Below are 24,171 nucleotides of genomic sequence, written 5' to 3'. Positions count from 1 at the left end.
GTTTGTAGCCTACCTATAAGGAATTGAAACTGAACCCTTCGTGACGAAACACAGTTTTCTTGATTGTTTGTAGCCTACCTATAAGGAATTGAAACCTCCTTCATGAGCACTTTGAATAGAACCACCTGCATAGTTTGTAGCCTACCTATAAGGAATTGAAACCGCCGCCTATGATCAAGGGTTCACAACAACGAACCGTTTGTAGCCTACCTATAAGGAATTGAAACATTTTTGAAAAGCATCTCCTACACCCGGTAAAGAATATACAAGTTTGTAGCCTACCTATAAGGAATTGAAACACTCATATTCTTGTGGGCATTCATCTTCTGAATGCGTTTGTAGCCTACCTATAAGGAATTGAAACTGTCATCAAATATAAGCATTTCAGCAAAATCTCCAAATGTTTGTAGCCTACCTATAAGGAATTGAAACTTTATAAAAATTCATATTAAAGAGTAGGTTTTGATTTTTAATAAAGCTGAAAATATACTTTAAAGCTTTGAATTTACTTTAATTAGAATTAAAAACCAAGTCAGATTTTTTAAGTTTTTGTAGTTTATAATTAGTAAATAATCAATCATTAAAAGAGGTTTAAATGAAAGATTTTTTTCTTGAACAAGGATTTAAAATCCTAAAATTAGCAAAACCAAAAATTGAAGATTACATAAATAAAACAGACTTTTTAAATCTTTTACTTAAAAATCTAACACCCGAAACAAAAAAAGCATTATCTCAAAAACTATTTGAAATAACTTTAGAAAATCTAAAATCCTTAGATGATAAAGAAGTTGCTAAACTTGCAATAGATGCCAAAAATTCGGTTGTTGAATACTTAGATAAAAATGATGAAAACATAAAAGAAACAATAAATAATATCTTAAACAAATCTATAAAATTAATAGAAGAAGACAAAGAATTTCAAAAACAGATTAATGATTTAATAAAAAACATAATAAAAGAACAAATAGATGAATTTATAAAATAGTCAGATTTTAGGAAAAAATTAGTTAATATAATATAAAAAAAATAATTTATGGAGGGTTTTAAATGGCAAAAGATTTTTCCATGGAAGAAGCTCAAAAGAAAATTTTAGAAATGATAGAAAATATAACAGAAAGCGACGTAAAGAAAATTGTAGATAACAAGGATGATATTTTGTCTAAATTGTCAACTTCTGGATTTAAAGTTGGAGCAATAGCATCACAAGTTGGAAATGTAGAGCAATTAATAGAAGATATGAAAACAATGTTAGAAATAGTAGTAGATTATGTTAGCGGAAATTATAAAGAAGTTCCATGGAATACTATAGCAGCAATTGTAGTTGCATTAATATATTTTCTGTCTCCAATTGACTTAATACCAGATTTTATACCTATAGTAGGATATACAGATGATATTACAGTAGCATTAACTTGTATAAAATATATAAAAAAAGATTTAGATAAATATAGAAATTGGAAAGACTCTTTATAAAAATCAACATAACATCGTTTTAAGTTTTAAAATGGAGGGAAAAATGAAAATACTAATATCTGTCTTAGGAGAAGGAAACTATAAAGAAGCTACTTATAAATTTAAAGATATTCAAGAAAAAACAAATTATGTTTTATCTATATTAAAAAAAGCAATAAATCCTGATAAGATATATATAATTGGAACAAATAAATCAAAATGGGAATTGGCAGATAAAGAAATTGGAAATTATGAAAAGGTAGTTATACCTTTTGGAACAAATAAAGAAGAATTTTGGCAAATATTTGAAACATTAGCTAATTTAGATGTTGAAGATAAAGAAGTATATTTAGATTTAACTCATGGATTTCGTTCCATAGCTTTTTTTGTATCTATTGTTATGAACTTCTTTGAAAAAGTAAAAAGTGCAAAAATAAAAGGTGCTTATTATGGTATTTATGACAAAGAAGAAGAAATAAACCCTATTGTTGATTTACTTCCGATACTGGAAATGAATAAATGGATTGAAGGTTATACTGTTTATAAAGAATATGGAGATAGTAGAAAACTTGCATCACTAATAGAAACAAAATATAAAGAAATTCCAAATGAAGAAAAGAGAAATTATCAAGCATTAGGAAAACTTCCAAAAGTTTTAGACAAATCATCAAAAGCTTTTGGATTTACAGCTATTGATTTTTATATTAAATCTCTAAATGATATTACAGAAGTTTCTAAAAACTTAGAAAGTATTCCATCAAATGTAAAAGCTATTGATTTTTTAATAGATGATATAGAAGAAGCATCACAGATTTTTAAAAATATCCAAAAAGAATGGCAAAAACAACTTGAACTTTCAAGAATATATTTTGAAAAAAATAGATATTCACAATCTCTAACAACTCTTAGAGAAACATTACTTACATATATTTTAGAAGAAATTGGAGAAGATTATACAAATAAAGATATTAGAGAAGAAGCTTTAAATAAAATTTTAAATGAAGAACCTGAAGCTTTACCAACAGACCTTGTTAAATTAATTGATAAAGTTAAAGATTTAAGAAATAAAGCAAATCATGGTTTTATAGGAAAAAATTCTAGTGATTCTGAATTAAAAACTTCAATAGATAAACTAGGAAAATACTTAGAAGAAGCAGAAAATATTTTAAAAAATTTAAGCTTAAATAAAAAAGATTTAAAAGCAAGAATACAAAATATAAAATAAAGAGAGAGGATTTTGCTAAAGCTTGGTTGTTTAATTATCTTTTTTATAATAGGCTTTTTGGTAATTTTAGGGATTATCGGTGTTTTTGTTATTCTTAAATATCTTTTTATGTTAGCTATTTTTGTTGTTATATTAACTTTCTTTACAGTAGATTATCTTCTCGGTGGAAATGTAAGCACAGAAGATATGATTGGTATAGGTATTTTTTATTTTGTTATAGGGCTTATAATTTTTAGGCTTTTTGTTAATCCAGATGAAGAAGATAATTAATATAGTTTAATATCAGCAACTCTTTTAAAAAGTTCTGATTTTTCCTTATTTAAATCTATGTAGTTTTTCATTTCTAAAAGAGAGTAGAATATAAAAATATTTTCTTTTTTAATTCCAAGCATTTCTAATTTTTCCAATAAAGCATTACAAGGATTACAAACTGCTATTACACTTACACCTTCTTTCAAAGAAACCTGTATAAATCCAAATTTTATATTTTCATCTAAAAATTTTAAGAAAGTTTCTGAAGTTTGGTAATTAATATCCTTTAAATCATTTATAATTATTTGTAAAAAGTCTAAAAGTTTTTTAAAATCATATTTAACTTTATCAAATTCTCTAAAAACTTGTCTAATTTCTTCTTCTTTTTCTTTTATTACTTTTTTAATTTCAAAAGAAATTTTCCTTTGCAAATTCTTAACTGTTTTTTTCACTTCTTTTTTTGCTTGGTTTCTTGCTTTTGATCTTTTCTTTTCTGGTCTACTGACAAACCAATCCCATATTTTTTCTATGGAAAAAATAATTCCATTTACTATTCCTAAAATAGGACTAAGAGATGCTGTAAGACGCATTGCTATAAATTTTGTCGCAATACTACCAAATTCTGAAATTATTTCTTCACCTTTTAATTCAAGCTCATTTAATATTTTTTCCATATTTAAATTAATATAAAAGTTTCCATCAATACCTTTATATCTCGTTTGCTTTTTAAAGAAGAATTCTAAAGATTTTTTTAACTTCCTAATTTTTTCTAAAGATAACTCTATACTTTTATTAATATTATCAGAATAACTTTTAATTTCTTTTTTTATTTCTTCATTAACTTTTTTTATAAAATCATCTTGCATAGATTTAATTTTATTTTGGATAAAGGATTTTTCATATTCTTCATCTATTGCTGTATATAAAAATTCTATCAATTCACTTTCAAATTTTGATAATTCTACATTTATAACTCTGTTAATATTGCTTTTTAATAACTCTTTTTCTTTTTTTAATTTTTCTTTAGTAGCATATAAATGATCTTTAAAATCTTTAATTGCTTTATCCATATCCTTTTTAAAATATAAAATTTGACTTATAACTTGTTCTTGAGATTTTAATATCTTTTTTGTATTATCCCAAGGTATTATTATCTCTTTTTTTTGATTTTCTTTTTTTACAATCTCTTCTATCTGCTTTATTTTTGATAATTCTTCTAATTCTTCTTTTGATTGATAAATATTTAAAGCTTTTTCATAACTATTTTTTAAGTTATCTGGTATCTGTCTTGCTCTTGAAAAAAAAGCATATAATGTATGAACAATAAAAATATCTTTAAAAGCATCTTTAAGATATTCTTTAAGATGTCTTTCAGAATTTTCTTTTACAATTTTAATATTTTCATTAAGAATCTTTTCTAATGCTTGCTTAGGTAAATTACCTCTAATATTTATTAATCCATATACATAAGCATTTTTATTTAAATACTTTCTAATTTTCTTTAAAGTTTCCCTTTCTGGTTCTTTTGTATGTGGAAATATATAAAATATAATATGAGCTTTATTAACTGCTTTCCATATTTCATTTTTAACCTTTTTTTCATCTCCTTCAATTCCAGGCATATCTAATAATTTAATTTTTTCACCAAAAGAATAATTTTTTATTTCTGTAGTAAAATCTTTTACTCCTGTTCCTACAGTTCTACCATCACCTTTAATTAGGGCTTCTATTAATGTACTTTTACCTGCATTAGTTTCGCCAAAAAATGCAATATTTAATGTATCCCACTCTAAATTTTGAAATCTTTTTAAGTTATTAATTAAATTTTCAACTTCTTTTGTTATAGCATCTCTCAGATTATCTATTTTTTCAGTTTCAACACCTTCAAAAGAAATTTGCTTGGCTTTTTCTGAAGCTCGTATAAATCTATTAACTAAAAATTTTATTTCTTGCCTTAAACTTTGCATGTTAATTAGCTTTGCATTTAGTTAAAACATTATTCAGTTTTTTTAACTTTTCTAAATTTTCCTTTGTTTCTTCATACTGCTTTAGTACTATTTTTCCTTCTTTTTCATATTCAGCAACTACAGGAAAAATTTCTTTCAATACTTCTGGATTTGTATTTTTTATTAGTTCTCCAAAAAGGGAATTTATATTATTTTTTAATTCTTCTTTTTTATTATTAAATTTAATATCACTATATATTTTCCCTGCTGCTACTGCAACATCTAAAATCACTCCTCCTATTCTTGCTATTGTAGAAATGTTTGTTGCTAATTTATTAGCTCCCCATGGTTTAAATTTTATTGGAATTGAAAAGATTTTTCTTGTTTTAAAAATGGTTGATTTTATTAAAGTTTCTGATGTATTAGTTAACAAACCTTTTAATGCTGGACTTGTAGAAGATAACTTTTGAGCTACATTTAAAATTAAATCATCTATTTCTTCATATGCAAGAGCTATTTCCTCTAATATTTTTTGAACATTAAATAAATAATTATGGAAATCTTCTAATTCTTCATTATATATCTGTTCTATCTGTGATTTTAATGCTTCTGCTTCCTTAGGATTTCCTATCTCAGTCTGGATAAATTGCTTTAGTTCATCTATATTAGATGCAGAAGCAACTGAAGAAATTAAATCTCTTCTTAAACTGTCTAATCTATTTTTAATTCTATTGCTTGCTTTTACTAATTGAGAGTTAATTCCATTTAACTCACTTTCTAATTCTTTCTTTTTTATTTCTAAGTCCGCTAATCTTTCTTGAAATACTTCTATTAACTCTGATAAGTTATCTTGGGTATTTAATATAATATCTTGTAAAACAGAATTAACTTTTTCTTGAATCAAGTCATATTTTCTACTTTTTATTACAGAATCAATAATTTCTTCTAACTGCTTTATATTTGATAACCTTTCATACTCTTCTCTATTGTTTAACCAGTGTTTAATGCCCATTCCCCAAGGATCAGCAATTAAACATACAGTTAAATAATCATCTCTTTCTTCTTCTAAAATATTATTTAAAGTAGATACAACAACTTCCTTTTTCGTTGAACACATTTTATCAAAATCTTCTCTATTTTCTATATCTATTCCTGTTTCGTCTAGTTTATTAATCACAAATATAGTTTGATTTAGTTTTCCTAAATCTTTTAATAACCATTTGATTGTTGGATGTTGACTTTCTTTTAATGGATTTACTGCATCAGTTGTAAAAATAATAAGGTCAGCTTCAGAAATATAATGTTTTGTTTTTTCATCATGTTCTTCTTGCTCAGAAAAAAGTCCTGGTGTATCTATTACTATAAAATCCTCAAATTTATACTCTTCTATTTTATCTGTTGTTGGTGCTGGAGATATTTTTAAATCTGTTCTGTTCAATAGAGCAGATAAAATAGTAGTTTTTCCATCTGAAAAGCCACCAAAAAATACAACTTTTAATTTTTCTTCTTTTAAATCTTCAATTGTCCTATCTATTTTTTCTAAATAATCATTTACAGATATATGATCTTTTGCTTCATTAAGAATTTTTTTACAATTGCTAAGTTTTGATATTGCTTGTGTTTTAAATTCGGAAAATTTTTTCATTTTTCCCTCCATTTTAATCAAGCTTTAATAATATATACTAACTCTATTTTAAACTAAATTTGACTATATGTTAACTATTTCTTCGTTAACATAATTATATATAATCTTTATTTATAAGACAGTATAAATCTTTTCGGTGTTTAGTTTTAAGTAAATTCAAAGCTTTAAAAGTATATTTTTAGCTTTATTAAAAATCAAAATTTACTCTTTAACCAAAAATCAATTTTTTTAGAATCTAAATTCCTTATAGGTAGGCTACACACCCTTTATTCTTTATTCATATTCTGTTGCCAAGAAACCAGCATAAATATTAACTACATTTAAAATTTATATTAAAAAAATTTTCTCGTCAAATTGAGTTTAGCAGATTTTACAATATTATGGGAAAAGGTAATAATTTTGATAAAATCCTTTAAAATCTCATCTTTAGCATTTGCTAAATCTCTTTCAAGAAACTTAGAAGCTATATCCATTACATATAAGGTATGATCTTCTAAAAATCTATCTGGATAGGAAAGCAGATTTGAATTTTTATTTTTCACTATTGCTTTTTTTCAATTAAAGATTTAAGATAAAAATCTACATACAACATAATTAAAAAATTTTTTCTATGGGAAATTAATTATGAGAATAAAGCTTGTACTTAACTCAGAAAAAAATTTTATATCTTTACCTATCCATCATAATGAGATAATTCAGGCTATGTTATATAAAAGTCTTCCAAGTTCTATAGCTAAATATCTTCATGATACTGGTTTTTTCTTTAATGGTAGAAAGTTTAAACTTTTTACATTTTCTAAAATATATACAGAAAAATTTATTATTAAAGATGAAGAGATATTTTATAAAACACCTATTACAATATTTATTTCATCAGCTATAGAAGATATTGGCTTAAATTGGGGAGAAAACTTTTTAAAAAAAGATATAGTAAATTTAGGAAAAAATAAATTATTTCTTGAAGAGATTCAAATTTTAAAAAAACCAGACTTAAAAGAAACAAATATTATTAAAACATTATCTCCAATAACAGTTTATAAAACTTTAACAAAAGATGGAAAGAAATTTACTCAATATTATAGGCCTACAGATTTAGAGTTTAAGCAATTAATAAAAGAAAATATAAAGAAAAAATATAGCATTTTAACAGGTATGAATATAGATGATTTTGAGTTTGATATAAAGCTAATATCAAAATTTAGAGAAGTACCTTTAAAGTATAAAAACTTCTTTATAAAAGGTATAGAAGGTAAGTTTAAAATAAATATAGATCCAGTAATTTTTAATGCTATTTACGATAGTGGTTTAGGAGCTAAAAATTCACAAGGTTTTGGGATGATAGAAATAATAAATACTAAAAATTCAGTTGTTTAATATTTAGTAAAAATAATAGTCAGATTTTAGGAAAAAATTAGTTAATATAATATGAAAAAATAATTTATGAAGGTTTTAAAATGGTAAAAAATTTTTCAAAAGATGATGCAAAAAAAGAACTTTTAGAAAGAGCTAAAAACATTACAGAAGAAGATTTAGAAAAAGTTTTACAGAAACAAGAAGAAATTAGAAAAAAATTTGAAACAGGTGGTCCTCTTGGAAGATATATAGATGATGTAAAGCTTTTATTTTCTTTAATAAAGGATTATTTTAATGGAAGTTATAGAAAAATTCCTTGGTTTTCAATAGCGGCAATAATAGCGGCATTATTTTATGTATTAAACCCCATAGATGTAATACCAGATTTTATCCCTGTAATTGGATATTTAGATGATTTAGCTGTTATGGCTGTTTGCTTAAATTTTGTAGAACAAGACTTACATAAGTACAAAAAGTGGAAAATCAATAATATGTAAGATAGATTTGGATTAGATTTATACTAAATTTTTTTTTAACTTTATTTAAAAGTATTTTAGCCATATGAAAAAGGTTAAAATACTTGACAAGAGAAATTTTTTTATTAACCTAAACTAAAAGGGGTTTTATTTGAACTGTATGGAATAAAAAGCTAAGATAATAAGGATGAGGTGGAAGTATAATGTGGTTTTTAGGGTTTTTATTATTTATCATAGGCTTTTTTATAATATTCATAAGCGCAACAATTTTTTTAATTAAAAGCGCATTTTTCTTAGCAATATTCTTTGTTATTTTAATACTATATGGTCTTTCTGCTGTATTTTCATCCTGACAATAAAAGATCTTGTTGAAAGTATAGTAAAAAATGATAATACCCAGTGAATAAATTGAACTGGAAAGATAAGAATATATAGAAGTAGCTGATATAGGTTTAAAGGTTTAGATTGTAATAGGATTTAGGAATTACATAAAAAGATAAATGCAATTATTAGAGAAACTCTTGATCAGGAAAGTTTAGAAGCTTTCATTGATTGGATTTATAAAGATAATAACTCTTGGAATGTTTATTAAACTAAATCTCTAATTCTTTGTTTGATTAAGTTAATTTTTTCTTCCATAGTGTCCACCTCCTAAAATTTATTGAATTATTTTTACACACTTTGGTGGACACTCCCTTTAATTTACCCTATACCCTACATTCTAATTAGCACCTAAATATAATACTCCACTAAAAGTATATCCCTTAAATATCTATATATATCACTGCTTTCAGAAGACAAGCTATTTAAACTTATTGATTTTTAAGGATTTACCATAAAACAGGATTAAAGAAGGTAGTAAAGATACGACTTTACAGACTAAAAGGTATCTCCGAATCCCTGCTTGATGAGGGGATAGGAGTAGTTGGCAGCGTGAACCTGCTAGGAGGGACAAGGACAGCGTTAAGCTGTCAAACTCCCTCAGAAGCTCCCCGTCCGTAAGGGCGGGGAGTAGTTCACTAACATTTATGGAAAAGATAATCTTCTTATAGAAATTACAGAACAGCAAGCTCTTGAAAACTTTGATATTTTAGAAAATCTTAATAAAACTCATAAAGTAAAATTCGTAATAGATGACTTTGGAAGTGGCTATTCTTCTTTAAAAACTTTAGTAGATATGGTTAGTAAAGAACTTATAGATATATTAAAAATAGATGGTTCCTTAATAGTAAATTTAGATAAAGAAGAAGAAACTCAGAAAATCGTTCAAGTTATTACTAATATGTGTCAGATTCTTAATATAAAATCCTTAGCAGAGTTTGTAGAAAATGAAAAAACTGTAGAAATACTTTCTAAATTTGGAACTGACTTACTACAAGGATTTTATTTAAGTAAACCTCTAAGAGTTGAGGAAATTTTAGTAGTAAACTGATATAGAAATTTTGTGTTGATTTATGATAGAATATTTTTTTGCAATTTAAAAGTAGAAATAGGAGGTTTTTAATGTACGCTGTTATAAAAACTGGTGGAAAGCAATATAGAGTAGAACCTGAATCTATAATAAGAGTAGAAAAATTAAATGCTAATGAAGGTGAAACTGTTGAAATTCCAGCTATATTAGTTAGAGATGATAATGGAAATATAAAAACAGAAGGAAAAGTAAAAGCAGAAGTTGTAAAACATGGAAAACATAAAAAAGTTATAGTATTTAAATTTAAAAGAAAGAAAAATTATAAAAGATGGAATGGCCATAGACAGCCATTTACTGAATTAAAAATAACTGAAATATCTTAAGTAGGAGGTCATAAATAATGGCATCAAAAGCAAGTGGTGGTTCAACCCGTAATGGTCGTGATAGTAGATCGAAACGCCTTGGTGTTAAAAGATATGATGGACAAGTTGTAAAAGCTGGAAATATTCTTGTAAGACAAAGAGGAACTAAAATATATCCTGGAAAAAATGTAGGACTTGGAAAAGACTATACTCTTTTTGCACTTGTTGATGGTAAAGTTAAGTTTGAAACCTCAAAAGGTAAAAAAGTAGTAAGTGTTTATCCTGTAAATGCATAAATAGTTTGATTTTCACTTAAACCTATCCCCTTCTTTAAAAAAGAAGGGGATTATATTTTTTATATTTAATTGTCAATAAAATATTCCTATTCTCTAAAAATATTGCTATTACGGAGATATATAAATAGTAATGATGAATAATAAATCAACATGCAAAGTATTAATGTACCACAACATAGCAAAACCACCAAGAAATGCAAGATTAAAAAGTCTTTATATAACACCTGCACAGTTTGAAAGACAACTTAAATTTTTAAAATTAATTGGATATAAATATTCAGAAATAGATAAAATAGAAGATAAAACAGTTATTCCAACTTTTGATGATGCTTATAAGGATTTTATAGAAAATGCTTATCCTTTACTTGAAAAATATGGTTATAAAGGATATGTTTTTGTTCCTGCCAAACTTGTTGGTAAATATAATGAGTGGGATTATGAAAAATTAAATGTAAAAAAAGAAATAATGGATTGGGAAGATTTAAGATTTTTAGTAAGTAAAGGTTATAAAATAGGTTCACATACATTAACTCATCCTGATTTAACAAAATTATCAGATGAAGAGTTAAAAAAAGAGATTTTTGATTCTAAAAAAATACTTGAAGATAAATTAGGAGTTGAGATAGATACTTTCTGTTATCCATATGGATATTATAATGATAAAGTAACAGAAATGGTAAAAAAAGCAGGCTATAAATATGCATTTTTAGTTGAAGAAAAAAGATGTTCCTTAGATAAACCTTATGAAATAGGAAGAATAAATGTTGCTGGAAACAGAGTTTTTGTATTCTTAAGTTTTCTTGAGAAATTTTTAAGGTTTTGATAATGAAAGTATTATGGTTAAATGGAAGACCTGTAAAAAATCCAGGTGGTACAGAGCAACATACAGTTGATTTTGCAAATTCTCTAAAAAAAGTTAAAGATATAGAACTATTTTTGGCTGTTGCAAAGGATAGCTTTGTAAATTCAAAATTAGAAGATTTTAATAACAAAATATATGTAAAATTTAAAGCTGAATTTGCTCCAAGAAATAGTTATAAACTAATAAAAGAAAGTTTAAGAATAAAACCTGATGTAATTATTGCAAATAATGGAAATGAATATGTAAACGCTTTTGTAGCTGGTAAACTATCAAAGGCAAGAATATTTCTTTTTAGACATATGGTTGCAAATCAGCCTTTTACTATAAAAAAATTTATTTTTCCAAATGTAGATAAAATATTAGCTGTAAGTGATTATGTTAAAGAGTTTCTTATAAATGAAGAAAAAGTAGATCCAGACAAAATTGATGTTATATACAATTTTATAGATCCTGAGGAATTTAAATATTCTGATGAGAAAAAAAAGGAAATTAGAAAAGAGCTTAATTTTTCAGAAGAAGATATGATAATGCTTTTTTGTGGAAAAGTAGAGATTGGAAAAGGTATAAATGAGTTTATTGAAGTATTTAGGATTTTAAAAAATAAACATAAAAATCTAAAAGCTATACTTGTTGGAGGAGGAAAAAAACTAAAAGAAATAAAAAAAATCTTTGAAGGAAACAAAGATATATTAATCTTAGGACCTCAAAAAAAAGTTGCAAAATTTTATATAGCATCTGATATTTTTTTAATGCCTACTTATGCTAATGAAAGTTTTGGAAGAACTATAATTGAAGCATTTGCAACAAAAACCTCTGTTGTAGCAACAGACTTAGGAAATATCCCTTATCTTATTAAAGATGGAGTTAATGGTTTTCTAACAAAAGTTAGAGATATAAATGATATGATTAAAAAAGTAAATATTCTTATAGAAAATAAGCAGTTAAGAAATAAATTTCAAGAAGAATCTTATCAAATTTATAATAAAAAATTCCATAAAGATGTTGTATTTAATAAATTTTTAAATTTAATAAAATCTTAAGTGATATTAATCCCCTGTAAACTGTAATTTTTGCATTTTATTGATTCTTATCACACTTAAAACTGTACCTACCATTAAAGAAAAAGTAATTAAAGAACTTCCACCATAACTAATAAAAGGTAAAGTAATTCCAACAACAGGTGCAAACCCTATAGTCATAGCTATATTAATAAATGCTTGTGTTGCTATTAAACCGCCAAATCCATAACATATAAACTTACCAGCTTTATCTTTTACTTTACTTCCCCAGTATAATATTCTTAAAGCTAAAAGAAGAAAAACTAAAACTATAATTGCCGATAATACAAAGCCAAATTCTTCACTTAAAGTAGCAAATATAAAATCTGTATGTTTTTCAGGTAAAAATAAAAGCTTAGATTGGGTACCTTGTAAAAATCCTTTTCCAACTAATTTTCCTGAGCCTACTGCTATCTTTGATTGAATTATATGATAAGCAGTACCATATGGATCTGCCTCTGGTTTGATAAAAGCAATAATTCTATTTTTTTGATAATCTTTTAGATGCATCCATATAAAAGGTGAAGAAAAGATTATAATTAAAAAACTTCCTATTATAAATTTTTTATCTAAACCTGCTAAAAATATAATAAAAAGAATAGGGATTAATATAGTAATTGCAGTTCCTAAATCTGGCTGTTTTAAAGTTAAATAAAATGGAATTGAAACAACTATTAATATTTTTGCTACATCTTTATAAGATATAGGAATTTTTGCAACTGCTAAGATATATGCTACAAAAATTACAACTATATATTTCATAAATTCAGAAGGTTGTAATGAAAAAAATCCTAATTTTATCCATCTTTTAGCACCAAGAACTGTTATCCCAAAAAATTTCACATATATTAAAGACAAAATCCCAAGAATATATAACCAAATAGAGTTGTTTACTATCTTTCTATAATCTAAAAAAGGTAATGAAAATATTATTATCAAAGAAAGGATTGCAAATATTACCTGTTTTTTTATATATGAAGAAGATTCATTTATTGTTGCACTATAAATACCAATTAGACTTACTGATATTAAAAATAATACAGAAAATAATATTACAAAATCATAACTTTCAAAAATTTTTTTCATTGTTAAAATTTTATTATAAATTCATTATATTTTTTGTCTGTTTTTAACTTAATTTTTATATTATATGATTTTGCTATCTCTTTTACTATAGAAAGGCCAAGACCTGTTCCTTGAGAAGTTCTTGCTTTATCTCCTCTATAAAATCTTTCAAATATTAAATCTTTATCTTTTTCAGAAATAATCTGTCCTGTATTTTTTATTGAAACTTCTTTTTTATCTATTTTTATTATTATTTCTCCGTTTTCTTCATTATATTTAATTGCATTTTCTAAAAGATTTGAGAATAGCTTTTTTATATCTTCATAATTTGCAACAAAATCTATATTTTCCTTTTCTATTATCTCAAGGTTTATATTTTTTTCTTTTATATCTGTTTCAAAATCTGATATTAAATCTTTTAAAATGCTATTTATATTAAGTTTTGTTTTTTCTTTATTACCTATATTTGCCATAAAAAGCATATCATTTATTATTTTTTTCATATACTCAATATTTTTCTCTAAAATATTTATATTTTTATCTATATTCTTAAAATTTTTCTGTTTTATTAAATAAAAATTAGAAGAGATAATAGATAATGGTGTTTTTAAATCATGAGATGTGTTTTGAATAAACTTTTCTTGAGTTTCCAATGCTATTTGAAGAGGCTTTACTATATATTTTGATATATAAAAAGCAAAAACAAAGATGATTAGAGAAAGTCCAAAAAAAGTATAAAAAATTGTAGCTTTTAGTTTATATACAGATCTTAAGATTTTATTAAGATTTTCTCCAACATATATATGATATTGATCAAAATTTTTTGTTAAGGTAATACCAAAAATAACTTTATCATCTAAAACTTTAAATCCTGTAAAATTAGTTTTATAATTACACATTTTTTTATTATAAAAAAGAAGACCATTTGAATAATTATAAATACAAACAAAATTATCTTCAGGTATTTTTAACTCATTAATAACAGACCAATCATCTGTAGAACTTTCTAAATTTCTTGCAACATCAAAAGCAATACTTTTTAATCTATCACTTATTTCAAAAACAAGTTCCTTTTTATAATAATAATAAACAGTGCCACCAAAAGCAGAAAGTATAATAGTAGCTATAAAAGAAATAATAAAAGTTATTTTAAGACGGGCCTTTATAAACTCATTTAATCTCATTCTATTTTATAACCAACACCGGTGATATTTTTTATTAAATCTTTATCATTCAATGTTTTTCTTAAAAGTTTTATATTTGCTCTAACTGTTTCTTTTGTTGGATAATCATTTATATCCCAACATTTATTCATTAAACTTTCATAACTTACTATATTTCCTCTATTTCTAAGGAGTTGCTCTAAAATACAAAATAGCTTTGGTGTAAGTTGAATTTCCTGATTATCTTTAAAAACTTTTCTATTTTTTAAATCAAAAATATAATTGCTAATTTTAATAATATCCTTTTTTTGAGAAGATGTTCTTCTTATTAAAGCTTTAATTCTTGCAATTAGTTCTTCTATCTCAAAAGGTTTTACCAAATAATCGTCTGCACCAATATCAAGTCCTTTTACTTTATCCTTTGTTGTATCTTTTGCAGTTAGCATTAAAACAGGTGTATCTATTCCTTTATCTCTTATTTCTTTACATACTTGAAAACCATCTATTTTAGGAAGCATAATATCAAGAATTATAAGGTCATAATCAAAATTTTGTATAAAGTCTAAAGCCTCTTCTCCATCATAAGCAGAATCTGATAAAAACCCATTAATTTCTAATATCTCTTTTATAGTTTCATTTAAGTCTTTATTATCTTCCACTATCAGTATTTTCATTTTCTACCTTTTATATTTTTTCTTAATAATATAGACTTTTTCAGTGAAAAAACTATAAAAATTTTTGTTTTATATATTCTAAAGCTTGTTTTTTATCTTTTATCTCATTATCAAGATATTTTTTAAATATTTCAGTTTGTATTTTTGAAAATTTAGGTGATGGTTTCAAACCTAAGGATATTAAATCCTTTCCAGTAATAAATTTTTCTTTCTCTTTGTTTAAAATATCTAAAATTCTTTTAGATAAGTTTTCAGGTAGATATGATATTAAAAATATCTTTGTTTCTAATGTTATACCTTTTATATATTCATAAATTTCACTATTTTTTAAATTTTCATTTATTTTATCTTTTAGATAATAAAACTCTTCAAAAGATTTAAATGCTTTTTCAAAATAATATTTTTCTAAAAACTCAGTAGCTATTTCTAAAGGAAGATGATATAAAAGTCCTAAAAGATAGATTATAGATTTATCTGCTTTTTTGTTAAAAATTAATTCAAAATATAAAATATTGTCTCTTATCTTCTCTAAAACTTTTTTTCTAAAATCATTTAGCACAAAATATTTTATTAAATGATTTAACAGCTTATATTCATCCATTAAAAATAAGATTTCAATTACATTTTCTTCATTAAAAGTTAAGTTTAGTTCAAGATTTATTCTCCCTTCAGGGGCTACTTTTATAAAGTTTTGCTGAATAGCTACCTTTAATAGTTTTTCAGTATGACTTCCAAGTTTAAATCCAAATCTTCCTGCAAATCTTAAAGCTCTAAATATTCTTATTGGATCTTCTATAAATGAAAGCTCATGCAGAACTCTTATTTTTTTATTTCTTATATCTTGATAGCCATAAAAATAATCAAGCAATATTCCAAAATTTTCTTCAGTAATATCTATAGCAAGTGTATTTATTGTAAAGTCTCTTCTAAATAAGTCTTCTCTTAAGGTTGCTTTTTCTACTTTAGGATACGCTCCAGGATATTCATAAATTTCCTTTCTTGCTGTAGCAAAATCAAGCTTTATATTATCTTTTGTTTTAATTTGTGCAGTCATAAACTCTTCAAATTTATGAAATACAAAACCATTTTCTTTTGCAAACTCATAAGCAAGTTTGATAGCATCTCCTTCTACTAATATATCTATATCTAAATTTTTCCTTCCCAGAATTATATCTCTTACAATACCTCCAACAAGATAAATCTTCATATTTAATTTTTTTGCAGTATTACCAAGTTGAAGAAAAATATCAATTATATTTTCAGGAAAATATTTTTTTACTTTATGTTTAAGATTATAATGCTTAGGAAATAATCTTTGTCTTGATTTAAATATATCTTTTTCCTCTTCAAATGGTGATATATGCAAAGATGCAATATAAGATTTTTTTGATATATAACCTATAGGTTTTTTATCTTTTAAAACTGGGAATATATCTTGATTTGAAGAAAAAACTTTTGTTTCAACTTCATAAATAGGTGTATTTGCATCAAAAACTATAATATCATCAATAGAAAACTCTTTTGCTGTTAAATTTTTAATATCTTTATGTTTTAAAGCATTTTTAACTGTTTTTGTAAAAAGTATTCCTTTAAATATACCTTCTTTATCAACTACAAATAAAAAAGGTTCATCTAAATTTCTTATATTATTTAAAGATGTATTTTCTTCTACCACTTGAAAATTTTTTATTGCTATATCTTCAACCTTTCTATCTTTTAAAATCTGTTTTAAAACAAGAGTTTCTATAATATCTATTATTTCTTCATAATCTGCATTTTTTATAGTTGCTGCAGCTGCATTCTTATGTCCTCCACCTCCAAAAACTGCTAAAACAGATGCAACATCTATTTTTCCATTTGATCTTCCTATAATCGTTATTTTGTTTTTTGATATTATTAATATAAATAAAGCATCTTGACTTGAAAATTCTTTTACTAAGTTTAAATATTGGGATATATCAGGTATGTATTCATTACAAAAGGCTTTTGATATAGCTATTTTTGTATTTTCTATATATGAGATATCTAAATTTTCTAAAAGCTCATTAATCACCTTTAAACTTTTTTCATCTATCCTTTTTGATAATATCTCATTTAAGATATTAAAATCTATTCCTTTTTTTACTAAAAAACTTAAAGCTTTTATATCTTCATATGTTGTATTTGAATATCTAAAAGAACCTGTATCTTCATATAAACCAAGAGCTAAGATTGTTGCATCTTTTTTATCAATATTAATATTTTTTTCTTCTATTTGCTTTATAAAATATGTAGTACAAGCACCATAATTTACAGTTATTTTTTTTATATCTTTTGGAAAATTTTCAAAACTTTTATGATGATCAATTGCAGTTATTTCAATACTTTTATTTATATTAGCTTCATTTAATATCTGTTTTATTTTTTCATATGATGAAGTATCTACAATAAATATCTTTTCTAATTTTTTTACATCTATATTTTTTATAATTTTAGGATTTAGCTTATTTTTGAAAAAACTTAAAGCTATTTTTATACTATTTGAATAACTATGGGGCAAATATATATATGTGTCTTTCTCTAAAAGAGTTAAAGCGTATGCAGAAGATAAAGAATCTAAATCAGAACCTTCTGTAAGTAAAACTACTTGCAAATTTCTATCCTTTGACATATAATATTTTTCTCATTTGCCCAGGTGGCGGAACAGGCAGACGCGCTATCTTGAGGGGGTAGTGTCCGAAAGGGCGTGTGGGTTCGAATCCCACCCTGGGCACCATTAATTAATCTTTTAATACATCTAAAAAAGCTTTTGGTATAGATATTATCTTTTTTGTTTTTATACTTATAAAACAATGTTTTGTTTCACCTGTACAACAGATTTTATTTTTTTGATTTTTTAATTTATATTCAAAAGAAAAGAAATATTTATTTTCTATTTTAGGTTTTAAATGAATAAAAAAAGAATCTCCAAATGTTAAATATTTTTTATATTCAATGCTTAACTGAGTTAAAACAACATCTAATCCTAATTCTTCTCTTATTTTTTCATAAGGAAGATTATTCTTTTCTAAAAAATAGCCTCTTGCTTCTTCAAAATAACGGGGATAGTTTGAGTGGTGAACTATCCCCTGAGCATCAGTTTCGTAAAAAAATACTTTTCTTGAATAAACAACCATACCTAAATATTTTTAACTGCTTCCCACATTCTTGATGCACCAGCAATAAAACCTTTATTAAACTCATCTATTTCTATTGAAATAGTAATTGCATCGCTAACATCTCCATGGTCAAGATCAAACTGTGTAAGAAGTGCTATTGTTATTACTCCTTTATCTATAAGAGCATCCCAAGCTTCACCATAAGGCAAAGCTATAAATATTTGTCCATTATCTTTGTGTAAAAATATCATTAAATAAGCTTCATCTGTTTCATTATCATAATCAACATCTACTTCCATTTCCCAGCATGTTTCTTCATTTTCTATCATCTGTTTTAAATAACTTTCAGGTTCAACAATAGCTATTATTTCACCATCTTCGGCCATTCTAACATCAAAAGGTTGATAAATGTGCTCTTCCATAATTATCCTCCAATTAATTTTTTTGCTTCTTCTATTAAATATTTTACTTTTTCTTTATCTGGTGCTTCTGCATATATTCTTAAAACAGGCTCTGTTCCTGATGCTCTAAGAAGTAGCCAACTATCATCTTCTAATATAAATTTTATTCCATCTGTTAAATCAATATCAGCTACTTCATATTTCCCTAATTTTTTTATAGGCTCTTTTCTTAATTTTTTAACTAAATTTCTACCTTCATCCCCTTCTACTTTTAAATCTACTCTTTCATAATAAGCAGGTCCAAACTCTTTAAATAGATCTTCAACAAGTTCTAAAACTGTTTTATTTGATAAAATCATCATATCAAGCATCATTAAACCAGATAATAAACCATCTCTTTCAGGAATATGGAATCCAAAACCATACCCTCCAGACTCTTCACCACCAAAAGCTATTTTTTCTTTCAAAAATAAATCAGCTATATATTTAAACCCTACAGGTGTTTTAAAAACTTGTCTTCCTTCTTTTTTTGCTATTCTATCTACTAAATATGTAGTTGAAACTGTTTTTGCTATAGCTCCATCTATCTTTTTATTTCTTATAGTATGAAGTAATAAAAGTACATAAACTATTTGAGTGCTTACAAATTCACCAGCCTCATCTACAATCCCAACTCTATCTCCGTCTCCATCATTTGCTATACCTAATTGTGCTTCTTCTGCTACAACTTTTCCTTTTAATAAACCTAAATTTTTATCTATTGGTTCTGGATGTTTAAATCCAAAAAATGCATCTCTATAGTTATTAATCTCTTCAACTTCTACTGCTGAATCTCCTAAGACTTTGCTTAAATATCCTATAGTTGCTCCATGCATAGGATCATGTACTACTTTTATATTTTTTTGCATCCATTCTTCTTTATCAAAATATGAAGATAATTTATTTAGATATAACTTATTAAAATCTTTTTTTTCCCATTCTTTTTTTCCAAATTTTGGCTTTGCAGTTTTTAGTTTTGATTCAATCTTTTCTATCATCGAAGCAGTAGCAGGACCTCCATATCCACCTTTTACTTTATATCCATTATATTGGTAAGTATTATGAGAAGCTGTAATCATCACACCTTCATCTAAACCAAGCTCTTTTACGGCTAAGGATAAAGCAGGTGTGCTACAAAATCTATCTGAAAGTATAACTTTAAAATCATTAGAAGCAAAAACCTCTGCTACAAGCTCTGCAAAATCTTCAGACATAAATCTTGGATCGTATCCAATAGCTATTTTATTTTTTCCTTCTTCTTTAAGATAATCTGCATGAGCTTGAGCTACTTTTGATAGGTTTTCAAAGGTAAAATCCTTAGCAATGATAGCTCTCCAACCATCTGTTCCAAACTTGATAGACATTTTTCTCCCCTTAATATTGATCATAGGAATAATTTTAGCATAAGATAAGCTTAAACTCTGATGCTGATTTTATTTTTTTTTTGATTAAAATTTTTTTCTGAAGAAAGTTCCATTCTTGCTTTTATTTCTAACATAGTTGCTTTTGCTGCAACTTTTAAATCCTGTGGTGAAGGATCTGCAGGGGCTAAAGCAGCAGCTCTTATTTTTTCTGCTATTTTTATTGTTTCTTCTGCTGTTTTCCCTTCTTTAAAATAGATAGGAACTTCTCCACCAACTATATACATCTTGCCATCTGGTCCTTTTACATATTGATAATGTACACTACCTGCCAGTTCTCCACCAACAGTTTTATGGGCCAATTCATGAGCTATAACTTTTCTTTCAATAGTTTTCAGCTCATTTATTATTTGATTTATTTTTTGTTGTTTAATTGAAGTCTTTGAAGAAATATGTGTAGAGGTAAACTCTTTTGATCTATCTATTTTATTAAAATCGGGGGCATATATATAAGGGAAAGATATATTATTTACCTGCATCTTTATTTTTTAGAAACGGTTATTTATTTTATAAATTTTATCTTTTATATGTGCTTGTCAATAAATATTTTTACAATAAAAATTTTTGGTCTCCGGTTGTATAGTTATATGGTTTATTCCTTTTTTCCGTAGCTTTTCTTCTATTTTTTGAGTAATTTTTTCTATATTCTCTAAGGGTTGATTATCAAGAAGAATATGAGCCGTTAAATAAATATCTTTTGAAGATAAAGCCCATATATGAATATCATGAACTTCTTTTACTTCAGGAAAACTTTTTATCTCTTTTTCAATTTCTTCTAAGTTAAAACCATGTGGCACTGATTCCATTAGTATGTTAAAAGTTTTTTTTAAAATAGGAATAGTTTCTTTTAATATATATAGAGAAAATAATATTGCTAAAATAGGGTCTATCCAATAGATATTTGTAAAATACATAATAATTCCACCTAAAACAACTCCAAGAGATATTAAAGCATCACTTAAAAGATGTAAGTAAGCTGCCTTTATATTTAAATCTTCTGTATGTCCATGATTATGCTCGTGATGATGATGGTGAAAACCTAAAATATAAGCAGAGATTGAGTTTATAATTAAAGCAATTGTCCCAACAATTATCACAATAATACTATTTACAGTTTCAGGATAGATTATTTTTTCTATAGCCGTTATTATTACAATAAAGATAGCACCTACCAAAAATGCAGAATTTATAAAACCAGCCATAGCTTCAGCTCTTAGATAGCCAAAAGTCATTTTTGAAGTTGGTTTTTTCACAGCAAAAACAGCAGCGATAAAAGCAATTACTAAAGAAAGAACATCTTGAAAATTATGAACTGCATCTGTAATTAGAGCAGTAGATTTAGCAAATATTCCAAAACCTATCTGAGAAAAAACAATTATAAGATTTAATATAATTGTAATTATTAAAACTTTCTTTTTAGCAGTAATATCTTCCAATGTTATTACTTCCTTTGTTTTATAATTTTTCCTTCATAATTTCTAAAAATTATATAATTTTCTCCTTCTTCTAAGATATAGTTTGGAAAAACTGGTACTTTACCAAGTCCATTTTCAAGATCAACAGCATAAATTGGTGTTGCAAGTCCTGATACTCTTCCTCTTAAATGTTCTATTATTGCGATACCTTTTTTAATATCTGTTCTAAAATGTATACTACCTTTAACTGGATCGCAGTAAAAAAGATAATAAGGCTTTATTTTTACTTTTAATAAATCCCTCATAAGAGTTTCAATTATATATTTATCATCATTTATATCTTTCATTAAAACAGTTTGATTTAATACAGGTGTTCCAGTTTGTAAAATATTTCTTACTGCTTTTTTTGTGATATTAGTTATCTCATTTGGATGATTAAAATGGGTAATAAGCCAAACTTTATCATATTTCTCAAATAGATTTAATAAATCTTCATCAAAAAATCTATATGGATTAACAACAAGCTCTCTACTTCCAATTCTTATAATATCTATATGCTCTATTTCTTGAAGATTTTTTAAAATATACTCAATCTTTTTATTTGGTAAAGTTAAAGGGTCCCCACCTGATATTAAAACTTCTTTTATATTTTTATTCTGTCTAATATAATCAAACATTTGATCATATTCTTCTTTTGTTCTTGCTCTTTCTTCTTCTAAAAACATTCTTTTTCTCATACAATGACGACAATAAACACTACAAAAATTTGTAGCTCTAAATAAAACCCTATCTGGATATCTATGAGTTAAACCTTGTACTGGTGATAAAAAACCATCTTCCAAAAATGGATCTTCATAAGCAAATTTTTGTTTTTCTTCATCTATTTCATCTAAATGAGGAAATATCTGTTTAAATATAGGATCTTTATAAGAAAACTCTTTTATTAAAGAAAGATAATAAGGCGTTGTCCCAAAATGATAAATCTGTGTGGTTCTTTGAAAAGCTTTAATTAAATCCTTTTCAGGATTAAAAATTTTTAATATATCTTCTATAGAAACTAATCTATTTCTTATCTGCCATTTCCAATCTTCCCATTGATTTTTTTCAATATTTGAAAAATAGGGAATTTTTTTCCAGTAATTTTCTTTAAGCTCTAACATTATCCTCTACATAGAAAAAATTTACATTTCCAATAGTTTTAGATTTTACAATATTTTTAGATAAAAGCTCATTAAAATTCTTTTTTGATTTTTCAGAAAAAAGATTTTCAATATCAGATATTGTAAAAGGTCTTCTTTTAAGGGTGTTTATTATTTCTTCCTTAGAATAATCAAACTTTTGCAAATTTTCTTCTTTCCTATAGACTACATTTATATTTAAATCTTTAAAATACTTAGCTATCTCTAAAAGTTTTTTATTTGAAACAGGATAAACTTTGTAAGCAGGTGGCCTATCTACTGTTCCTAAATCTATTCTGTCTGGATTTATCTCTTTTAAAATTTGGGCAAATTTCTTAAAATCTTGATTATCATTTATATTCTTTACAACTAAAATCTCAATTACAAGCAAACCATTATAAATTTTTCTAAAACTTTTTAATCCTTCTATAATCTGATTTACAGAAATATTTAATGGTCTATCTACTTTTTTGAAAATTTTATTATCTATAGCATCTAAGGAAACCTTAACAATATCTAATTTTCTTAGTATGTTTTGTATCTTAAGATTAAATATTGTAGAGCCATTTGTAAGAATTAAAAGCTTTGATTTTCCTTTTATTTTATTAAGTTCATCTATAAGTTTTTCTAATTTAGAATATAAAGTAGGTTCTCCATTGGCAGTGATTGTTATTACATCAGGATATTCATTTTTTAAAAGAAAATCTTTTACTTCTTCTATAATTTCTTCTGGATTTGCTTCATTTTCTATCTTATCTGTTGTTCTTGATTTTTCAAGTTCACAATATAAACAATCAAAATTACAAGATTTTTTTTCAGGACTTAAATCTATACCAAGAGATGACCCAAATCTTCTTGAAAAGACTGGGCCAAATATATATTTATACATTTTTTAATATTGAGGTACAGAAGGATCTATTTCTTGAGACCAAGCTAAAATACCACCATCTACATTTTTTACATTTTTATATCCTTTTTGTAACAACCAGATTGTAGCTTGCAAACTTCTGTTTCCGCTTCTACATAAAACATATATTGGCTTGTCTTTTGGAAGTTTATCTAAAACTGTAGGAAGTCTCATTAATGGTACGAGCATTGCATCTTTCTCTTTAATTCTTGAGAAATTATATTCTTGAGGCTCTCTTACATCAAGTAGTATAAAATCTTCACCTTTATCTATTTTTTCTTTTAATTCTCTAACTGAGATATTAATATCATTATTTGTTCCACTACCGAAGAACATAAATTTACCTCCATTTTAAATTTTCTATTAAAATATAGATGAAGAATAAATGTATAACAATAATTTATATCATAGTTAGAATATTCAAATATTTTTA

At 25.2% G+C, this 24,171-nt stretch carries 26 protein-coding genes, 1 tRNA gene and 1 CRISPR repeat array; of the genes, 12 read left to right on the top strand and 15 right to left on the bottom strand.

Annotated features, from left to right (window positions below):
* A CRISPR array of direct repeats spans positions 1-432; the repeat unit is 30 nt; unit sequence GTTTGTAGCCTACCTATAAGGAATTGAAAC.
* Positions 433-595: 163 nt separating this feature from the next.
* From CLV39_RS07730 to CLV39_RS07715, 4 genes are all read left to right on the top strand, one after another.
* Positions 596-985, top strand: coding sequence for a hypothetical protein (locus CLV39_RS07730; protein ID WP_121923668.1), 390 nt, complete (start codon positions 596-598; stop codon positions 983-985).
* 62 nt (positions 986-1,047) lie between these two features.
* Positions 1,048-1,473: a YkvA family protein gene (locus tag CLV39_RS08875; protein WP_121923667.1), complete on the top strand. Its 426-nt coding sequence runs from the start codon at positions 1,048-1,050 to the stop codon at positions 1,471-1,473.
* A gap of 43 nt (positions 1,474-1,516) precedes the next feature.
* On the top strand, positions 1,517-2,677 hold the full coding sequence (csx2, locus tag CLV39_RS07720; RefSeq protein ID WP_170145625.1) for a TIGR02221 family CRISPR-associated protein: 1,161 nt from the start codon (positions 1,517-1,519) through the stop codon (positions 2,675-2,677).
* A gap of 12 nt (positions 2,678-2,689) precedes the next feature.
* Entirely contained in the window at positions 2,690-2,947 is a 258-nt protein-coding gene (locus CLV39_RS07715; protein WP_121923665.1) for a hypothetical protein, read from the top strand.
* Here the strand turns inward: CLV39_RS07715 and CLV39_RS07710 are convergent.
* From CLV39_RS07710 to CLV39_RS07700, 3 genes are all read right to left on the bottom strand, one after another.
* A complete protein-coding gene (locus CLV39_RS07710; protein ID WP_121923664.1) occupies positions 2,944-4,896 on the bottom strand; it encodes a GTPase in 1,953 nt (650 codons plus the stop codon). The genes CLV39_RS07715 and CLV39_RS07710 overlap by 4 nt on opposite strands.
* 1 nt (position 4,897) lies before the next feature.
* Positions 4,898-6,520, bottom strand: a complete 1,623-nt coding sequence (locus tag CLV39_RS07705) for a LeoA/HP0731 family dynamin-like GTPase (protein WP_170145624.1) — start codon at positions 6,518-6,520, stop codon at positions 4,898-4,900.
* A gap of 332 nt (positions 6,521-6,852) precedes the next feature.
* Positions 6,853-7,062: a hypothetical protein gene (locus CLV39_RS07700; protein ID WP_121923662.1), complete on the bottom strand. Its 210-nt coding sequence runs from the start codon at positions 7,060-7,062 to the stop codon at positions 6,853-6,855.
* Positions 7,063-7,144: 82 nt separating this feature from the next.
* Here CLV39_RS07700 and cas6 point away from each other — a divergent pair, with 82 nt between their 5' ends.
* From cas6 to CLV39_RS07665, 7 genes are all read left to right on the top strand, one after another.
* A complete protein-coding gene (cas6, locus tag CLV39_RS07695) occupies positions 7,145-7,894 on the top strand; it encodes a CRISPR-associated endoribonuclease Cas6 (protein WP_121923661.1) in 750 nt (249 codons plus the stop codon).
* A gap of 80 nt (positions 7,895-7,974) precedes the next feature.
* Positions 7,975-8,370 (top strand): YkvA family protein, encoded by a 396-nt coding sequence (locus CLV39_RS08870; RefSeq protein WP_121923660.1) that lies wholly within the window; start codon positions 7,975-7,977, stop codon positions 8,368-8,370.
* Between the two features lie 1,003 nt (positions 8,371-9,373).
* Entirely contained in the window at positions 9,374-9,781 is a 408-nt protein-coding gene (locus CLV39_RS07685) for an EAL domain-containing protein (protein WP_121923659.1), read from the top strand.
* 71 nt (positions 9,782-9,852) lie between these two features.
* Positions 9,853-10,143 carry a 50S ribosomal protein L21 gene (gene rplU / locus CLV39_RS07680; protein WP_121923658.1) on the top strand — a complete coding sequence of 97 codons (291 nt, stop codon included), beginning with the start codon at positions 9,853-9,855 and terminating at the stop codon, positions 10,141-10,143.
* A 17-nt stretch (positions 10,144-10,160) separates the two neighbouring features.
* Positions 10,161-10,418 (top strand): 50S ribosomal protein L27, encoded by a 258-nt coding sequence (rpmA, locus tag CLV39_RS07675; RefSeq protein ID WP_121923657.1) that lies wholly within the window; start codon positions 10,161-10,163, stop codon positions 10,416-10,418.
* Between the two features lie 130 nt (positions 10,419-10,548).
* Positions 10,549-11,241: a polysaccharide deacetylase family protein gene (locus CLV39_RS07670; RefSeq protein ID WP_245960354.1), complete on the top strand. Its 693-nt coding sequence runs from the start codon at positions 10,549-10,551 to the stop codon at positions 11,239-11,241.
* A 2-nt stretch (positions 11,242-11,243) separates the two neighbouring features.
* A complete protein-coding gene (locus tag CLV39_RS07665; RefSeq protein WP_121923656.1) occupies positions 11,244-12,320 on the top strand; it encodes a glycosyltransferase family 4 protein in 1,077 nt (358 codons plus the stop codon).
* A 6-nt stretch (positions 12,321-12,326) separates the two neighbouring features.
* On the opposite strand, the gene rodA is transcribed toward CLV39_RS07665, so the two are convergent.
* Genes rodA through CLV39_RS07645 form a run of 4 tightly spaced genes read right to left on the bottom strand, consistent with a single transcriptional unit; the run spans position 12,327 to position 17,890 of the window.
* A complete protein-coding gene (rodA, locus tag CLV39_RS07660) occupies positions 12,327-13,424 on the bottom strand; it encodes a rod shape-determining protein RodA (protein WP_121923655.1) in 1,098 nt (365 codons plus the stop codon).
* Positions 13,425-13,426: 2 nt separating this feature from the next.
* A complete protein-coding gene (locus CLV39_RS07655; RefSeq protein ID WP_121923654.1) occupies positions 13,427-14,587 on the bottom strand; it encodes a sensor histidine kinase in 1,161 nt (386 codons plus the stop codon).
* The gene (locus CLV39_RS07650) at positions 14,584-15,240 is read right to left on the bottom strand and encodes a response regulator transcription factor (protein WP_121923653.1); all 657 of its coding nucleotides are present in this window, start codon (positions 15,238-15,240) and stop codon (positions 14,584-14,586) included. The genes CLV39_RS07655 and CLV39_RS07650 overlap by 4 nt, the downstream gene beginning before the upstream one ends.
* A gap of 52 nt (positions 15,241-15,292) precedes the next feature.
* Complete coding sequence (locus CLV39_RS07645) at positions 15,293-17,890, bottom strand: DHHA1 domain-containing protein (protein ID WP_121923652.1); 2,598 nt, start codon at positions 17,888-17,890, stop codon at positions 15,293-15,295.
* 18 nt (positions 17,891-17,908) lie between these two features.
* On the opposite strand from CLV39_RS07645, the gene CLV39_RS07640 reads away from it, so the two are divergent.
* Positions 17,909-17,995: transfer RNA gene (locus CLV39_RS07640), tRNA-Leu, on the top strand.
* Positions 17,996-17,999: 4 nt separating this feature from the next.
* Here CLV39_RS07640 and CLV39_RS07635 read toward each other — a convergent pair.
* Genes CLV39_RS07635 through CLV39_RS07600 form a run of 8 tightly spaced genes read right to left on the bottom strand, consistent with a single transcriptional unit; the run spans position 18,000 to position 24,074 of the window.
* Positions 18,000-18,395, bottom strand: coding sequence for an acyl-CoA thioesterase (locus CLV39_RS07635; protein ID WP_121923651.1), 396 nt, complete (start codon positions 18,393-18,395; stop codon positions 18,000-18,002).
* A 2-nt stretch (positions 18,396-18,397) separates the two neighbouring features.
* Positions 18,398-18,799, bottom strand: a complete 402-nt coding sequence (locus tag CLV39_RS07630; RefSeq protein WP_121923650.1) for a hypothetical protein — start codon at positions 18,797-18,799, stop codon at positions 18,398-18,400.
* Positions 18,800-18,801: 2 nt separating this feature from the next.
* On the bottom strand, positions 18,802-20,181 hold the full coding sequence (locus CLV39_RS07625) for a phosphoglucomutase/phosphomannomutase family protein (RefSeq protein ID WP_121923649.1): 1,380 nt from the start codon (positions 20,179-20,181) through the stop codon (positions 18,802-18,804).
* A 50-nt stretch (positions 20,182-20,231) separates the two neighbouring features.
* The gene (locus tag CLV39_RS07620; RefSeq protein ID WP_121923648.1) at positions 20,232-20,717 is read right to left on the bottom strand and encodes a putative metalloprotease CJM1_0395 family protein; all 486 of its coding nucleotides are present in this window, start codon (positions 20,715-20,717) and stop codon (positions 20,232-20,234) included.
* 57 nt (positions 20,718-20,774) lie between these two features.
* Complete coding sequence (locus CLV39_RS07615; RefSeq protein WP_245960353.1) at positions 20,775-21,674, bottom strand: cation diffusion facilitator family transporter; 900 nt, start codon at positions 21,672-21,674, stop codon at positions 20,775-20,777.
* Between the two features lie 5 nt (positions 21,675-21,679).
* On the bottom strand, positions 21,680-22,813 hold the full coding sequence (locus CLV39_RS07610) for a KamA family radical SAM protein (RefSeq protein ID WP_121923647.1): 1,134 nt from the start codon (positions 22,811-22,813) through the stop codon (positions 21,680-21,682).
* Complete coding sequence (locus CLV39_RS07605) at positions 22,800-23,720, bottom strand: radical SAM protein (RefSeq protein WP_121923646.1); 921 nt, start codon at positions 23,718-23,720, stop codon at positions 22,800-22,802. Before CLV39_RS07605 ends, CLV39_RS07610 begins: the two co-directional genes overlap by 14 nt.
* A 3-nt stretch (positions 23,721-23,723) precedes the next feature.
* Entirely contained in the window at positions 23,724-24,074 is a 351-nt protein-coding gene (locus CLV39_RS07600; RefSeq protein ID WP_121923645.1) for a rhodanese-like domain-containing protein, read from the bottom strand.
* Between the last annotated feature and the right edge of the window lie 97 nt (positions 24,075-24,171).

Source organism: Hydrogenothermus marinus, assembly GCF_003688665.1.
Taxonomy (GTDB): domain Bacteria; phylum Aquificota; class Aquificia; order Aquificales; family Hydrogenothermaceae; genus Hydrogenothermus; species Hydrogenothermus marinus.
Note: the sequence above shows the minus strand (reverse complement) of the source record. Positions and strands in the feature narration are given on the sequence as shown.